Origin of the sequence: Streptomyces chromofuscus (assembly GCF_015160875.1) — a bacterium.
GTDB lineage: Bacteria > Actinomycetota > Actinomycetes > Streptomycetales > Streptomycetaceae > Streptomyces > Streptomyces chromofuscus.
In genome coordinates this window covers 1,249,437-1,264,818 of the sequence record NZ_CP063374.1, presented here as the reverse complement: position 1 = coordinate 1,264,818, position 15,382 = coordinate 1,249,437, and the positions used below count along the sequence as shown (strand labels likewise).

The following is a 15,382-nucleotide window of genomic DNA, read 5'->3' as shown; positions in this document are numbered from 1 at the left end:
GCGAGGTGCTCATGCGGCCCATCGGGGGGCGCCCGGATGAGAGATCACCGAGAGCCGGACGGGAGAGCCCGGTGAGCTGCTGCGGTCGGAAGTCGGAGATCGTGTGCGTCGACGCTCCGCCAGGACAGGGGCGAGCTCGTCGCTCCCAGCCCGGGCGGTGAACGGGTCGCCCAAAGAGGAAGGGGAGGGGCGGAGGGGCCGGGAGGCGTGGCCCAGTTCGTGGGGCCGGGGAGTGTCGGTGTGACCCGGTAGGCTTCGCGGCGTGCGCCCGGTTCCGGGCGCGCGCCGGCTGTGCAGGGACGCAATTCGGGAGGAACCGGCGGTGCACGTCCAGGAGTGGCTCGAGACCGTACCCGCGGTCGCCGTCTATGTGCTGGTGGGAGTGGTCATCGGCCTGGAGAGCCTGGGCATCCCGCTGCCGGGCGAGATCATTTTGGTCTCCTCCGCGCTGCTCGCCTCCCAGCACGGGGACATCGACCCGTTCGTCCTGGGCGCGTGCGCCACCGCAGGAGCGATCATCGGCGACTCCATCGGCTACGCGATCGGCCGCAAGGGCGGCCGGCCGCTGCTCGCCTGGCTCGGCGGGAAGTTCCCCCGGCACTTCAGCGAGGCGCACATCGCCACGGCCGAGCGCTCCTTCGAGAAGTGGGGCATGTGGGCCGTCTTCTTCGGCCGCTTCGTCGCCCTGCTCCGCATCTTCGCGGGCCCGCTCGCCGGTGTGCTGCGGATGCCCTACTGGAAGTTCCTGGTCGCCAACGTCTTCGGCGGCATCCTGTGGGCGGGCGGCACGACGGCGGTCATCTACTACGTGGGTGTCGTCGCCGAGGCGTGGTTGAAGCGCTTCTCCTGGGTGGGCCTGGTGCTGGCGGTCCTCGTCGGCCTGACCTCGATGCTGGTCCTCAAGCGCAAGGCGAGGAAGGCGGCGGCGGGGCAGCAGGCGCCCGAACGGGAACCGGTCGCCGCCGGGGAGTAGGCGTGTCCGGCGGGTAGGCACACCTCCGTGTCCGGCGGGTAGGCGCACCCCAAGGGTCTCAGCCGTGCACCTCCTGGTGCGCCTTGCCCAACTCCGCGTACATCGTCCCGTTCAGCGTGATCCCCTCCCGCTCCTCCTCGCTGAGCATGCGCCGCACCTTCGCCGGGACCCCGGCCACGAGTGATCCCGGCGGGACCACCATCCCCTGCGGCACCAGCGCCTGCGCGGCGACCAGCGACCCGGCCCCGATCACCGCCCCGTTGAGCACGGTCGCGCCCATCCCGATCAGGCAGTCGTCCTCCACGGTCGCCCCGTGGACCACGGCGTTGTGCCCGATGGACACCCGCTCGCCGACGCTCACCGGGAACCCGGGGTCGGCGTGCAGCGTGCAGTTGTCCTGCACGTTGCTGTCGGCCCCTACGGAGATCCGCTCGACGTCGCCCCGCAGCACGGCCCCGTACCAGACGCTCGTCCCGGCGCCCAGCGTGACGTCCCCGATCACCGCGGCCGTCGGCGCGACGAACGCCTCCTGAGGGACCCTCGGCTCCTTGCCGCCGATACCGGTGATCAGTGCCTGCCGTGTCATCTCATCTCCCTCGTCGTCGAGTACGAGGGAACGGTACGCCACGCCCTGGGGCGAAGATCACAGGCCCATGCCCTCATGACGGGACCCCGCGCTGAGTAACGTGAGCGGGTGCCGAAGCGCAAGAACACGTTCTCATCCTGGCGTCGCCGCCAAGCGCAGCGCGCCGTCCACGCGGGCTGGGCCTGGGTGCAGCGCACGGCTTCCGTCACCGCCGAGCACCCGGGGCGGTTCCGCTTCGGCGCGATGGGAACGGGGACCCGGCTCGCCTTCCCGCTCGGCACCGTCTTCGGGGAGCCCTGGATCCACCTCGGCGCCCACTGCATCGTCGGCGAGCAGGTCACCCTGACGGCCGGTCTGATGCCCGACCTCGACCTCGGTCCGGAGCCCATCCTGCGCATCGGCGACGGTGTCGTGCTGGGCCGGGGCAGCCACGTCATCGCCGACACGGCCGTCACCATCGGCAGCGACTGCTACTTCGGGCCGTACGTCTACGTCACGTCCACCAACCACTCGTACGACGATCCGCACCAGCCCATCGGCAAGCAGTGGCCCCGGATGGAACCGGTGGAGATCGGTCCGGGCTGCTGGATCGGCACGGGTGCCGTGATCCTGCCGGGCGCGCGGATCGGGCGGAACGTCGTGGTGGCCGCGGGGGCGGTGGTACGCGGGGTGGTGCCCGACCACGCCGTGGTGGCGGGGGCGCCCGCCCGGATCGTACGACGCTGGACTCCCGTCGACGGCTGGCAGCCGCCGCTGCGGACACCGGCGCCGGTGCCGATACCGGAAGGCGTCACGTCCGGCGATTTGATGGCGCTCGCGGACCTCGACGAGGAGGCGGTCGCACGGCTGGCGGAACTGGAGCCGGAGGCCTGACCTCCGCCGGTCGGCGGCTGCCGGTGGGGGTCGGTGGGGTCGGTGGCGTTGGCGGTCGGAGACATGACCTCAGGTGGTCGCCGGCAGTTGGCGGTGCGGCCCGCGGAGGCGGAAGTCGTTGGCCTGGCGTCGGCCGGTCTCAATGATCGGCCCCCCGGCTGACTGGGCCGGCGCCGGGGGCCGGGCCTCTCCCGGATCGCAGGAGTCGGCGGCGCGGCCGGGCGAGTCGGAGCCGGCGGCCCGACCTCAGCCCGTCGCCAGGAGCAACGTGCCGGCGAGGGCGAGTCCCGCGCCCGCCGCCTGTACGGCGCGCAGTCGTTCGCTGAGGAAGCCGCGGGCCGCCAGTGCCGTCACCACCGGGTAGAGCGAGGCGAGAACGGCGGCGACCGTGACCGGCCCGTGCTGGGCGGCGATCGAGTACGTGCCGTTGGCCGCCACGTCCGCGAGGCCGACGAAGGCGAGCGCCGGGAGCGAGGCCCAGGGGAAGCCGTCCGCGGGAAGGGCGGGGGAGCCGCGCCGCACCGAGACGTACAGGGCGGTGCCGCCCGCGACGACGTTGGTGACGCGCTGCACGAACAGGGCGAGGAACAGCCCGGTGAGCGTCGTCGACGCCTCCGCGATCAAGGCCATCACGGCGCCGAAGCCGAAGGCCGCGAGCAGCGTGAACAGCACGGCCTGCCGCTGCACCGGCGCACCCCTGAACTGCGGCCCGCCCGCGAGCACGACCCCGGCCACGGCGACGACGACGCCGGCGACCTGGAGCAGCCCCGGACGCTCGCCCAGAACCAGGCCCGCACCCACCGGCACCGCCACACCGAGCGACCCCAGCGGCGAGACGACGCCCATCGGGCCCAGGGCGAGCGCCTTGTAGAACGCGAGCATCGCCACCGGGCCCACCAGACCGGCCCCCACGGCGAACCACAGCAGCGGTCCCGCCTCGCTCCAGCCGCCGGTCGCGACCACGACCGCGCCGAGGACGGCCACCGCGATGGACTGCGAGACGACGACCACGGTCAGCGCGGGCGTTCGCCGCGTCAGCAGTCCGCCGCCGAAGTCGGCCAGACCCCACAGGAGGCTGGTGGCCAGGGCGAAGAGTGCCGTCATCGGGTGGCCTCGCAGTACAGTTCAGTGAACGATTGGGTGCACCACACCATAGTTCAATGAATTGAACACTGTCATCTAAAATAATGGACGGAATGTGTCGGACCTCGACCTGCTGACCCAGTCCCTGGCGCGGAACGTCAAACGCTGGCGCACCGAGCGCGGCTTCACCCTGGACACCCTCGCCGCCCGTGCGGGGGTCAGCCGCGGCATGCTGATCCAGATCGAGCAGGCCCGCACCAACCCCAGCCTCGGCACCGTCGTCAAGATCGGCGACGCGCTGGGCATCAGCATCACCACCCTGCTCGACTACGAGCAGGGTCCCAAGGTCCGCATCGTCCCCGCCGACCAGGCCGTACGGATGTGGCACACCGACGCGGGCAGCTACAACCGGCTGCTGGCCGGAACCGAGGCCCCCGGCCCGCTGGAGCTGTGGGACTGGCGGCTGATGCCGGGCGAGAGCAGCTCCTCCGACCCCCACCCGGCCGGCACGGTCGAACTCGTCCACGTCACGGCCGGCGCACTCACGCTCACCGTCGACGCCATGGCCTACGACGTCCCCGCGGGTGCCAGCGCCTCCTTCGATGCCGGGGTGCCGCACACGTACGGCAACGAGGGCGACGTACCGATGGAGATGGTGCTGGCCGTGTCGGTGCCGCCCGTGCACTGAGACGGGCCGTCACCGGACGCGCGGCGGCTGTTAGCGTGCCGGCATGCGCGCACCCATCGGACACTTCGACCGGGCGACTCCCGCCCCCGACTGCCTCGACGAGCTGACCGTCCCGGTCGCCGACGCCGTACGGCGCTGGCGCGGCAGTGTCCCCGCCGAGCAGATCGTCTACGTCGACACCGACCCGCAGTGGGCCGACACCGACGTCTTCGTCGAGCACTACGGCCAGGAACTGCTGGAGCAGTCCGCCAACTGCGTCGTCGTCGCCGGCAAGCGCGGCGGCGAGACCACGCTGGCCGCCTGCGTCGTCCTCTCCACCACTCGCGTCGACGTCAACGGCGTCGTCCGCCGTCAACTCGGCGCCCGCAAGGCCTCCTTCGCCTCGATGGACGCGGCGACCGGCGAGACCGGCATGGAGTACGGCGGTATCACGCCGGTCGGACTGCCCGCCGACTGGCCGGTGCTGGTCGACTCGGCGGTGATCGACCTGCCCTACGTCCTCGTCGGCAGCGGCCGGCGCCGCGGCAAGCTGCTCGTGCCGGGCAAGGCCTTCGTGGAACTGCCGGGCGCGGTCGTCCTGGACGGGCTGGGCATCGCCTGATCCCCGGCCTCCCCCGGCCTCCCCCGGCCTCACGCCGTGGCGTGGTGGGCCAGCGGCAGATGCGGATCCGCCTCGCCGGACGTGTGCGCCGGATCGGCGTGCACCAGGGCCGCCGTGAGGCGCGGTACGGCGTGCAGCAGGGCGTGTTCGGCCTCGACGGCGATCCCGTGGGCCGCACGTACCGTCACGTCCCCGTCCACGACCACCGCCACCTCGGCCCGCAGCCGGTGCCCGATCCAGCGCAGCCGCAGTTCTCCCACCTCCTGCACGCCCGGCACCGCCCGCAGCGCTTGTTCGGCCCGGTCCACCAGGGCCGGGTCGACGGCGTCCAGCACCCGACGGAACACCTCCCGCGCCGCGTCCCGCAGCACCAGCGTGATCGCCGCGGTGATCGCGAGCCCCACGATCGGGTCGGCCAGGTGCCAGCCCAGCGCCGCGCCCCCCGCGCCCAGCAGCACGGCAAGCGACGTGAATCCGTCCGTACGCGCGTGCAGCCCGTCGGCGACCAGTGCCGCCGAGCCGATCGAGCGGCCGACGCGGATCCGGTAGCGGGCCACCCACTCGTTGCCCGCGAAGCCGACCAGGGCCGCCGCCGCGACCGCCGGGAGGTGCTGCACCGGACGCGGGTCGAGCAGCCGCTCGATCGCCGTCCAGCCCGCGAACGCCGCCGACGCGGCGATCGTCAGCACGATCACGATCCCCGCCAGGTCCTCCGCACGCCCGTAGCCGTAGGTGAAGCGGCGGGTCGCCGCGCGACGGCCCAGCAGAAAGGCGATCCCGAGCGGTACGGCCGTCAGCGCGTCCGCGGCGTTGTGCACCGTGTCGCCGAGCAGCGCCACCGACCCGGACGCCACGACCACGACGGCCTGCGCGAGCGCGGTCACGCCGAGCACCGCCAGCGAGATCCACAGGGCACGCATGCCACGGGCGGAGGACTCCAGGGCCGAGTCCACCTTGTCGGCGGTGTCGTGCGAGTGCGGCGTGAGGAGGTGGGCGAGACGGTGGGGGAGGCGGCGGAAACGGCGGCCGAGGCCGGCGGGGGTGTGGACGTGGGGGTGGTCGTGGCGGGTGCGGACGTGCTGGTGGCTGTGTTCGCCGTGTTGGTGAGGCGGGTGGCCGTCTTCGCCGTGCTGGTGAGGCGTGTGGACCCGGCCGTGGCCGGCGTGCTGGTGAGGCGTGTGGCCGTGCTCGTGCCCGTGCCCGTGGTCGTGGCGGTCGCTCACGGTTGCTCCCCTTCCGGTGGGCGTCGGTGGACGTACCCCGTCCTCTCCAGCATTATGTGCGTATGAGCGCACGCATGCACCTGTCACCTGCGCACGATGCGCATCCGCGCACCCCCGGCGAGGAGCAGTTCGCGCTCGCGGCCGAGCTCCTGGCCCTGCTCGGCGACCGCACCCGGCTCACGCTGCTGCACGCGCTGAGCAGCGGCGAGGCGGACGTGTCGACGCTCACCGAGGCCTGCGGCGCCGCACGGCCCGCGGTCAGTCAGCATCTGGCCCGGCTGCGGCTGGCCGGGCTGGTGACCACGCGCAAGGAGGGCCGCCGGGTGATCTACGCGCTGCGCGACGGCCATCTGCGCAGGGTCGTGGACGAGGCACTGAACCTCGCCGACCACCGGCTCACCGGCAGGCCGGAGCACGACTGAACGCTCCGGGCGGACTCAGAGCCCAGGGTCCGTCCCGAGGTACTGCTCCACGAACGCGGACGCGGCGGCGGGCGAGGTGAACAGGCGGCGCAGCCGGGCCAGGGTCGTGCCCGCGTGATACGCGTCCCCCGAGGCCGTGCCGTGGTACACGTCGGACAGCCACTGGGAGAACTCCTGGTAGTCCCAGACCCGCGCCAGGCAGTCGGCCGAGTAGCCGTCCAGCCCGCCGGTGTCGCCCTTCGTGAGGTACGCGGTGAGCGCGTCGCCGAGCAGGAACGCGTCGTGCAGGGCGAGGTTCATGCCCTTCGCGGCGATCGGCGCGGTGAGGTGGGCCGCGTCACCGGCCAGGAACAGCCGCCCGAACGCCATCGGCTCGACCACGTAGCCGTGCATGTCGAGCACACGCTTCTCGATCAGCCGGCCCTCGGTCAGCGGCGGGGTGTCCCGTGCGCCCAGGCGTTCCCGGAGTTCGGCCCAGACGCGCTCGTGCGACCAGTTCTCCGGGTCGTCGCCGGGTGGGCACTGGAGGTAGTAGCGGGTCACCTCGGGGCTGCGGGCCATGTGCCCGGCGAAGCCGCGGGGGTGGATGCCGAACACCACGCAGTCCGAGGACGGCGGAGCCTCGGCGAGCAGCGCCAGCCAGCCGATGCCGTAGTCGTGCCGGGCGACGCGGACCCGCTCCGGCGGCAGCGCGGTGCGTGTCACACCCCGTGCCCCGTCACAGCCGGCCACGAACTCGCCCAGCACCACGTGCCGTTCACCGCTCTCGGGGCAGGTATACGACACCGAGGGCCGGTCGGTGTCCAGGTCGTGGAGCTCGACGTCCCGCACGCCGAACCGTATGTCGCCGCCGCGGACGTCGGCGTACTCCCGCACGAGATCCGTCACCAGCAGCGGCTGCGGGTAGATCCAGTGGTGCTGCCCCGTCAGTTCGGCGTACGACAGCCGGTAGCGCTCACCGGCGAAGCGGAACTCGCACTGGGTGTGCCGCTGTGCCCGCTCCAGCAGGTGGCCCGCCAGGCCCCGTCGTTCGAGCCCGCGCACGGCCCACTCCTCCAGGACCCCGGCTCGTGGCCGCTGTTCGATGAACTCCCTGCTCTCCGCCTCCAGCACGACACAGTCGACGGACGCGGCGCGCAGGATGTTGCCGAGCGTCAGACCGGCGGGTCCGGCACCCACGACGACGACCGTCTTCCGTTGCGGGGAGGGGGAGTTGGGGTGGGGGGAAGGTGTGGCCACGCGAGCATTATGACGGTGGCCCGACAGGTGCAGGAGGCCTTCGCCGCGTCAGCCGAGGCGCGGTATCTCGATGGCGGGGCAGCGATCCATCACCATGGCGAGGCCGGCGGCGCGGGTGCGCGCGTAGGCGTCCTCGTCGACGACGCCGAGCTGGAACCAGACCGCCTTGGCGCCCTTGGCGACCGCCTCGTCGGCGACGCCGCCCGCCACGTCGCCGTTGACGAAGACGTCGACCACGTCCACGTCGAAGGGGATGTCGGCGAGGGAGGGGTAGCCCTGCTCGCCGTGCACCGTCTCCGCCTTGGGATGCACCGGCACGATCCGCTTGCCGAACCGTTGGAGCACCTGCGCGACGCCGTACGCCGCGCGGGACTGGTTCGCCGACAGGCCCACGACGGCCCAGGTGTCGCCGAGCTCGGTGAGGATTTTGCGGACCGTCGCGTCGTCGCCGTACACCAGGGGCCTCCTTCGGCCAGTCGCCTCGTCGTCACGTACTGCAACGGACGAGCACACGCCGGAATTCCCGCGTCCGGTCGTGGATGCCCGGGTCCCTCGCCGCGCGCGGGCAGGCCCGCGCGCGGGCCTGCCCGGAACGCGCGTCGTGCGCGCCGCGGTCGGTGGGCCTAGGCTCACTGCGTGCTGCGCATCATCGACGCCCGGACCGGCGAACCCGTCGACGCGTCCACGACCCGGCGGGGACTGACCTGTGTCGAGGCCCACGCCCCCGCCCTCGACCTGACCGCCCTGCGTGTCCTGCTGGTCGCCGACGTGCTGGTCCGCGCCCTGGAACTGGGCGGGACACCGGTGTGGGGTCTGCTGTCGGGGGACCGGGACCGGGCGGAACTCCGCGAGGCCGCCGCGGCCCTCGGCATCCGGCCCTTCGAGGACCGCCACGACGCGGGGGCCGGGCTTGGGGAGCGGCAGGTCATCCATGTGGTGGGGGAGGGCGGAGCGAATCCCGACGGGGTGCGCGTCGCGGTGGCACGCGTGTCGGGTGGTCTCGGGGTACCGGTGGGGGACGGTTTTGCTGGGCCGGTGAGAGGCGATTCCGGGATGCCCGTGGGACACGGCCCCGGGATGCCGGAGTCGGGAGGTCTCCGGGTGCCGGTGGGGGACGGCTCCCGGGCCCCGCTGGGCGACGATCCCGCCGTGCTGCGTCTGGCGCTGCTGTCCCGGCCGCGCAGCGTTCCCGCGCGGGTCGACGACACGGCCCTGAGCGAGGCGCGCGACACGCTCGCCCGCTGGCGGCGAGCCGTCGCCGACTGGGCGCGGCACCCGTCACGGCCGGTGCCCGAGGAGGTGCGCGGACAACTCCGCACCGCCTGGGAGGACGACCTGGACATCCCCTCGGTGCTCGGCGTGCTGCGCCGGGTGGAGGGCGCACCTGGCCTGCCGGACGGCGCCCGTTTCGAGACGTACGCCTACGCGGACCGGCTGCTCGCGCTCGACCTGACCCGCGACCTCGGAGCGCCGGCATGATCCCGCGCGCGGGAGCCGGCCCGCTGCGCCGCATGGTCGTCCTGCGGCACGCCAAGTCGGCCCGGCCGCCGGACGTCGCCGACCACGAACGCCCGCTCGCGCCCCGGGGCCGCCGGGACGCGTCGGCCGCGGGCCGCGCGCTCGCCGAGGCGGACTGCCTGCCCGACCTCGCCCTGTGCTCCACCGCCGTCCGCGCCCGCCACACCTGGCAGCTGGCGTCCGCCCAGTGGGGCACCCCGCCACCGGTACGGCACGACCCGCTGCTGTACGCCGCCGACGTGCCCGACCTGCTGACCGTCGTGCACGCGGTGGCTCCCGAGATCCGGACGCTGCTCCTCGTCGGGCACAACCCCGGCCTCGAGGACCTGGTCCTGACGCTCGCCGGGGACGGTGTCGGTGACACGCTGGACCGGGTGCGGGCGAAGTTCCCCACCTCGGCGATCGCCGTGCTGGCCTGGCACGGCGGCGGGTGGGAGGAGCTGCGGCCCGGCGCGGCAGTGCTGACGGAGGTGCTGGTGCCTCGGGGGAAGAAGAAGTAGGGCGGCCTGCGGGGGCCTCATCGCGGGGCGAGGCGGTCCCGCGGTCCCCGGGAAGCGGCTCGGCCCGTCGCAAGACACGCGCCGGCGCGCGGAAACACCTTTCGTTGCCGTGCCGTCCAATCGGTTTCGGGCCTTGGCGGCCGGTGCGTTCGCACACCTCTGGTCGGGCGAAGGGGGCAGGACCTCGTACTCGCCGGCGACGATGAGGACCGTGGGGGACCTGGCCTGTACCGGCCCGAACCCGCCGCGTTGGCGGCACCACCGGCCAACGCTCCCGGTGGCACCGACCCACGTGCCCGGCTTCTTCTCCGCCCGGTCCTGGGCGTCCCCCTGTCCACGGCAGGCCGAGACCTGTCGTGAGGACCGCGATCGTCGGGCCCCCGTCGAATGGGGACGCCGTCGTGCCGGCCCGAACGGTCAACCGCCTGTCCGCCGCTGCCCGGACCGCGACCATCTCACACAGCCAGTCGTGGACATGCCCGCCACCCAGAGACGCCGCGGCACGCGCGCGTTCGGGCAGCGGGCGGCCCAGTTGCGGCCACTCGTCGAGGCAGGACGCCATCCCCAGGACGAGCACCCCCGATGGCGCCCCCACGACTCCGAGGTCGACGTCGGGTTCAGTCATGCGCCGATTGAGTTCTCGCCCACCGTTCGGACCAAGGTTCGGCGGCGTCAGCGACGGTGGCCGCCGGAGAGTGTCGGCTGTCCGCCGTGAAGCGGGCCGAGCGGCGTCCGCCCCTCCGAGACCCCCGCGACCACGGATTAGGCTGTTCGGATGCAGGACGAGTACCGCACGGTGGCCCGCGTGGGCGTGCACGAGACCGAGGTCAACCGCTCGCGCTTTCTGTGCGCCCTCGCCCCGGCGGCCACCGAGCAGGAGGCGCAGGACTTCGTCGCCGCCGTGCGCAGGGAGCACGCCGACGCCACGCACAACTGCTGGGCGTACGTCATCGGCGCCGACGCCGCCGTCCAGAGGGCGAGCGACGACGGCGAGCCGGGCGGCACGGCCGGCGTTCCCATGCTGCAGATGCTGCTGCGCCGCGACATGCGGTACGTCGTCGCCGTCGTCACCCGCTATTACGGCGGGGTGAAGCTCGGCGCGGGCGGGCTGATCCGGGCGTACGGCGGCGCGGTCGGCGAGGCCCTCGACGCCCTCGGCACCCTGACGCGGCGCCGCTTCCGGCTGGCCACGGTGACCGTCGACCACCAGCGCGCGGGCAAGGTGCAGAACGAGCTGCACGCCACCGGGCGCGACGTGCGGGACGTGCGCTACGGCGAGACGGTCACGATCGAGATCGGGCTGCCGGACGCCGACGTGGACGCCTTCCGGGCATGGCTCGCGGACGTGACCGCGGGGACCGCACGGTTCGAGCCGGGTGGAGAGGCGTACGGGGACGCCTAGTTCACGGGGCTTTCGTGATCGATAGGGTGAAACGCCCTTAACGGACACGTCTCGAGCCGGTCATGACGGGCGATACGGGAGTAACCGCCCGGGGTGTCAGACCCGGCCGTTAGTCTCGGGGATCATGAGACTGCTGCACACTTCCGACTGGCATCTCGGCCGGGCGTTCCACCGGGTGAGCATGCTCGGGGCCCAGGCCGAGTTCATCGGCCATCTCGTCACGACCGTGCGCGAGCGCGACGTGGACGCGGTGGTCGTGTCGGGAGACGTGTACGACCGGGCGGTGCCGCCGCTGACGGCGGTCGAGCTGTTCGACGACGCCCTCCACCGGCTCGCCGACCTCGGCGTGCCGACGATGATGATCTCCGGGAACCACGACTCCGCCCGCCGCCTCGGCGTCGGCGCCGGGCTCATCGGGCGCGCGGGCATCCACCTGCGCACAGAGCCGTCGGCGTGCGGCACGCCGGTGGTGCTGCGGGACGCGTTCGGTGACGTCGCGTTCTACGGGCTGCCGTATCTCGAACCCGCCCTCGTGAAGGACGAGTTCCAAGTGGAGAGGGCCGGCCACGAGGCGGTGCTCGCCGCCGCCATGGAGCGGGTCCGGGCCGACCTCGCCGCACGCGCGCGGGGCACCCGGTCCGTCGTCCTCACGCACGCCTTCGTCACCGGCGGCCAGGCCAGCGACAGTGAGCGGGACATCACCGTCGGCGGGGTGGCGGCCGTACCGTCCGGCGTCTTCGACGGCGTGGACTACGTGGCGCTCGGGCACCTGCACGGCTGCCAGACCATCACCGAACGCGTGCGGTACTCCGGTTCCCCGCTGGCCTACTCCTTCTCGGAAGCCGGGCACCGCAAGAGCATGTGGCTCGTCGACCTCGACGCCGAGGGGTCCGTCACCGCGGAGCGCGTCGACTGTCCGGTGCCGCGCCCGCTGGCCCGGATCCGGGGACCGCTGGAGGAACTGCTCGCCGACGCGGCGCTCGCACCGCACGAGGAGGCCTGGGTCGAGGCGACGCTCACCGACCCGGTCCGCCCGGCCGATCCCATGGCGCGCCTCACCGAGCGCTTCCCGCACACCCTCAGCCTCGTCTTCGCGCCCGAGCGGGCCCCCGAAGAGCCCACAGTGTCGTACGCCGGCCGGCTCGCCGACCGCAGCGACCAGCAGATCGCCGAGGACTTCGTGACGCACGTGCGCGGAGCGGGGCCCGACGAGCACGAACAGGCCGTGCTGCGGGAGGCGTTCGACGCCGTACGCGCGGACCAGGCCGTGCGGGAGATGGCCCGGTGAGGCTGCACCGGCTCGACATCACCGCCTTCGGGCCGTTCGGCGGCACCCAGAGCGTCGACTTCGACGAACTGTCCGCCGCGGGACTCTTCCTGCTGCACGGACCGACCGGCGCGGGCAAGACCTCCGTCCTGGACGCCGTGTGCTACGCGCTGTACGGCTCCGTGCCGGGCGCCCGGCAGAACGGCCAGGGCACCGCCCTGCGCAGCGACCACGCCGCGCCCGGCACGCGCACCTCCGTCACGCTGGAACTGACCGTCGCCGGACGCCGTTTGGAGATCACCCGCCAGCCGCCCTGGGCGCGTCCCAAGAAGCGCGGCACCGGCACCACGCTCGACAAGGCGCAGACCTGGCTGCGCGAGTACGACACCGGCGCCTGGAAGGACCTCAGCCGCTCCCACCAGGAGATCGGCGAGGAGATCACGCAGCTGCTCGGCATGAGCCGCGAGCAGTTCTGCCAGGTGGTGCTGCTGCCGCAGGGCGACTTCGCGCGGTTCCTGCGCGCCGACGCCGAGGCCCGCGGCCGGCTGCTGGGCCGCCTCTTCGACACCCACCGGTTCGCGGAGGTGGAGAAGCGGCTCGCCGAACGCCGACGCGCCACCGAGGCGGACGTGCGCGACGGGGACGCGGACCTGCTGGCCGACGCCCACCGCATGCAGCAGGCGGCGGACGGCGCGATGGAGCTGCCCGAGCTGGCGCCCGGCGACCCGGGGCTGGCCGAGGCCGTGCTGAGCGCCGCCGCCGTCGCCCGCAGCACCGCGCGGGAACGGCTGACGGTCGCCCGGTGCCGGCTCGCCGCCGCCGAGTCCGCCCGGGCCGTGGCCGACCGTGCCCTGGACGACGTACGCGAACTGGAACGTCTGCAGCGCCGGTTCGCGGATGCCCGGGAGCGGGCCCGGCTGCTGGAGGAGCGGGGCGAGGCGCACCGCGCGGACCGGGAACGCATGGAGCGGTCCCGGCGGGCGGAGGCCGTCGCGCCCGCGCTGGAGCTGCGGGAGTCGGCCGACGCCGAGCACCGCGCGGCCACCGCTGCGGAGGCACGCGCGCGTGCCGCGCTGCCGGCAGGTCACGCCGAGGCGGGCGCCGCCGGTCTGGCGGCCGCCGCGCGCCGGACCGCCGAGGAGCTGGGCGGCCTGGACGCCGCACGCCGGGCCGAGCGGCGGCTGGCCGACGTCCGCGCCGAGCGCGCCGACCTGGACCGGCAGGAGCGCACCGACGAGGAGGTGCTGCACGAGGCCGAGGTCTGGCTCGCCGGATGGGAGGCGGACCGGGCCGGCCTCCAGGACCGTATCGACGCCGCTCAGGAGGCCGCCTCCCGGGCCGAGCAGCTCGCCGTGCGCCGCGAACCGGTGCAGAGGCGGCTCGGCGCCGCACGGATGCGCGACCAGCTGGCCGGGGACACCGAGGAGGCCCGGAAGCAGGCCCTCGCCTCGGGCGAGCGTGCGCTCCAGGCGCGTGCCCACTGGCTCGACCTGAAGGAACAGCGCCTCGACGGCATCGCCGCCGAACTGGCCGCGAACCTGCAGGACGGCGAACCCTGCGCCGTCTGCGGCGCCACCGAGCACCCCGCCCCCGCGCGGAAGGTCGCGGGGCACGTCGACCGGGAGACGGAGGAGCGGGCGCACGCCGCCTGCCGGCGCGCGGAGGAGGCGCACGCCGAGAACGAGCGGCGTCTCGGCGTCGTGCGGGAGGCGCTGGCCGCCGCGACCGCCGAGGCGGGCGACACGCCGACCGGCCGACTCGCCGAGGAGGCCGAGGAACTGGAGCGGCAGCACGCACGGGCCCGGCGGGAGGCGTCCGGGCTGCACGCCGCGCGCGAGGAACTGCGCCGGGCCGAGCAGGAGCACGACCGCAGGGCCGCCGCACGCCGGGACGCCGAGCTCAGGGTCGCCTCCCGGCTGGCCCGCCGTGAGGCCCTGGAACGGGAGAGAGTGTCGCTCGAAGGCGAGCTGGCGCATGCGCGGGGCTCCAGCGGGAGCGTGGCCGCGCGGGCCGCCGAACTCGAACGCCGGGCCGCACGGCTCACCGAGGCGGCCGAGGCCGCGCGGCGCGCCGAGGACACCGCCCAGCGCCTCAAGGACGCCGACGCCCGCCTCGCCGACGCGGCCTTCCGCGCCGGTTTCGACACCCCCCAGGCCGCGGCCGCAGCGCTGCTGGACGCCACCGCCCACCGCGAGCTGCAACGACGGCTCGACGCCCGGCAGGCCGAGGAGGCCGCCGTGCGCGCGGTGCTCGCCGAGACCGACACCGCGGCCGCCGCCCAACGGCGGCCCGCGGACCTCACCGCCGCCGAGCAGGCCGCCGCGGCGGCGGAGAAGCGGGTGCGTGACGCCGCCTCCGCCTGCGATGCCGCCACCCGCCGCTGCACCGAACTCGACCGGCTCTCCGCGAGAGCCGCCGCGGGGGTACGCCGGCTCGGGCCGCTGCGCGACGCGTACGACCGGGTGGCCCGGCTGGCCGCCCTCGCGGCCGGCACCTCCGCCGAGAACGAACGCCGGATGCGCCTGGAGTCGTACGTCCTCGCCGCCCGGCTGGAACAGGTGGCGGCCGCCGCGACCGTGCGGCTGCAACGGATGTCGTCCGGCCGCTACACGCTGGTCCACTCCGACGACCGGTCGGGGCGCGGGCGCAGTGGTCTCGGGCTGCACGTCGTCGACGCCTGGACCGGGCGGGAGCGGGACACGGCGACCCTGTCGGGCGGTGAGACGTTCTTCGCCTCCCTCGCCCTCGCCCTCGGCCTCGCGGACGTGGTCACCGACGAGACGGGCGGCGTGCGGCTGGACACGCTCTTCATCGACGAGGGCTTCGGCAGCCTCGACGACCAGACCCTCGACGAGGTGCTGGACGTGCTCGACTCCCTGCGCGAGCGCGACCGCAGCGTCGGCATCGTGAGCCACGTGGCCGACCTGAGGCGGCGGATTCACGCGCAGCTGGAGGTGGTGAAGGGGAGGTCCGGGTCGGTGCTGAGGCAGCGGGGCACGGGCTGACC

Annotated in this window: 15 protein-coding genes; 10 read left to right on the top strand and 5 right to left on the bottom strand. The window is 74.0% G+C overall.

What is annotated here, in order from left to right:
• Nucleotides 1-322: 322 nt before the first annotated feature.
• Nucleotides 323-973: a DedA family protein gene (locus IPT68_RS05645; protein WP_189697153.1), complete on the top strand. Its 651-nt coding sequence runs from the start codon at nucleotides 323-325 to the stop codon at nucleotides 971-973.
• Between the two features lie 58 nt (nucleotides 974-1,031).
• Here the strand turns inward: IPT68_RS05645 and IPT68_RS05640 are convergent, their stop codons facing one another.
• Entirely contained in the window at nucleotides 1,032-1,559 is a 528-nt protein-coding gene (locus IPT68_RS05640; RefSeq protein ID WP_189697154.1) for a gamma carbonic anhydrase family protein, read from the bottom strand.
• 108 nt (nucleotides 1,560-1,667) lie between these two features.
• On the opposite strand from IPT68_RS05640, the gene IPT68_RS05635 reads away from it, so the two are divergent.
• Nucleotides 1,668-2,432 (top strand): acyltransferase, encoded by a 765-nt coding sequence (locus tag IPT68_RS05635; protein WP_189697155.1) that lies wholly within the window; start codon nucleotides 1,668-1,670, stop codon nucleotides 2,430-2,432.
• 246 nt (nucleotides 2,433-2,678) lie between these two features.
• Here IPT68_RS05635 and IPT68_RS05630 read toward each other — a convergent pair whose 3' ends face one another.
• Complete coding sequence (locus IPT68_RS05630) at nucleotides 2,679-3,536, bottom strand: DMT family transporter (RefSeq protein WP_189697156.1); 858 nt, start codon at nucleotides 3,534-3,536, stop codon at nucleotides 2,679-2,681.
• Between the two features lie 94 nt (nucleotides 3,537-3,630).
• Here IPT68_RS05630 and IPT68_RS05625 point away from each other — a divergent pair, with 94 nt between their 5' ends.
• On the top strand, nucleotides 3,631-4,203 hold the full coding sequence (locus tag IPT68_RS05625) for a helix-turn-helix domain-containing protein (RefSeq protein ID WP_189697157.1): 573 nt from the start codon (nucleotides 3,631-3,633) through the stop codon (nucleotides 4,201-4,203).
• A 43-nt stretch (nucleotides 4,204-4,246) separates the two neighbouring features.
• On the top strand, nucleotides 4,247-4,804 hold the full coding sequence (locus tag IPT68_RS05620; RefSeq protein WP_189697158.1) for a YbaK/EbsC family protein: 558 nt from the start codon (nucleotides 4,247-4,249) through the stop codon (nucleotides 4,802-4,804).
• Nucleotides 4,805-4,833: 29 nt separating this feature from the next.
• Here IPT68_RS05620 and IPT68_RS05615 read toward each other — a convergent pair whose 3' ends face one another.
• The gene (locus tag IPT68_RS05615) at nucleotides 4,834-6,027 is read right to left on the bottom strand and encodes a cation diffusion facilitator family transporter (protein ID WP_189697159.1); all 1,194 of its coding nucleotides are present in this window, start codon (nucleotides 6,025-6,027) and stop codon (nucleotides 4,834-4,836) included.
• 62 nt (nucleotides 6,028-6,089) lie between these two features.
• Between IPT68_RS05615 and IPT68_RS05610 the strand changes: the two genes are divergently transcribed.
• A complete protein-coding gene (locus IPT68_RS05610) occupies nucleotides 6,090-6,449 on the top strand; it encodes an ArsR/SmtB family transcription factor (RefSeq protein WP_189697160.1) in 360 nt (119 codons plus the stop codon).
• Nucleotides 6,450-6,464: 15 nt separating this feature from the next.
• On the opposite strand, the gene IPT68_RS05605 is transcribed toward IPT68_RS05610, so the two are convergent.
• A complete protein-coding gene (locus tag IPT68_RS05605) occupies nucleotides 6,465-7,688 on the bottom strand; it encodes a 4-hydroxybenzoate 3-monooxygenase (protein WP_189697161.1) in 1,224 nt (407 codons plus the stop codon).
• Nucleotides 7,689-7,736: 48 nt separating this feature from the next.
• Nucleotides 7,737-8,144 (bottom strand): CoA-binding protein, encoded by a 408-nt coding sequence (locus IPT68_RS05600; protein WP_189697162.1) that lies wholly within the window; start codon nucleotides 8,142-8,144, stop codon nucleotides 7,737-7,739.
• Between the two features lie 180 nt (nucleotides 8,145-8,324).
• On the opposite strand from IPT68_RS05600, the gene IPT68_RS05595 reads away from it, so the two are divergent.
• The 5 genes from IPT68_RS05595 to IPT68_RS05575 all read left to right on the top strand — a co-directional run bounded on the left by IPT68_RS05595 (nucleotide 8,325) and on the right by IPT68_RS05575 (nucleotide 15,380).
• Complete coding sequence (locus IPT68_RS05595) at nucleotides 8,325-9,167, top strand: hypothetical protein (RefSeq protein WP_189697163.1); 843 nt, start codon at nucleotides 8,325-8,327, stop codon at nucleotides 9,165-9,167.
• Nucleotides 9,164-9,706 carry a SixA phosphatase family protein gene (locus tag IPT68_RS05590; RefSeq protein WP_189697164.1) on the top strand — a complete coding sequence of 181 codons (543 nt, stop codon included), beginning with the start codon at nucleotides 9,164-9,166 and terminating at the stop codon, nucleotides 9,704-9,706. Before IPT68_RS05595 ends, IPT68_RS05590 begins: the two co-directional genes overlap by 4 nt.
• Before the next feature lie 775 nt (nucleotides 9,707-10,481).
• On the top strand, nucleotides 10,482-11,108 hold the full coding sequence (locus IPT68_RS05585) for a YigZ family protein (RefSeq protein WP_189697165.1): 627 nt from the start codon (nucleotides 10,482-10,484) through the stop codon (nucleotides 11,106-11,108).
• 124 nt (nucleotides 11,109-11,232) lie between these two features.
• The gene (locus IPT68_RS05580; RefSeq protein WP_189697166.1) at nucleotides 11,233-12,396 is read left to right on the top strand and encodes an exonuclease SbcCD subunit D; all 1,164 of its coding nucleotides are present in this window, start codon (nucleotides 11,233-11,235) and stop codon (nucleotides 12,394-12,396) included.
• Nucleotides 12,393-15,380 carry an AAA family ATPase gene (locus IPT68_RS05575; protein ID WP_189697167.1) on the top strand — a complete coding sequence of 996 codons (2,988 nt, stop codon included), beginning with the start codon at nucleotides 12,393-12,395 and terminating at the stop codon, nucleotides 15,378-15,380. Before IPT68_RS05580 ends, IPT68_RS05575 begins: the two co-directional genes overlap by 4 nt.
• The last annotated feature ends 2 nt before the right edge of the window (nucleotides 15,381-15,382 follow it).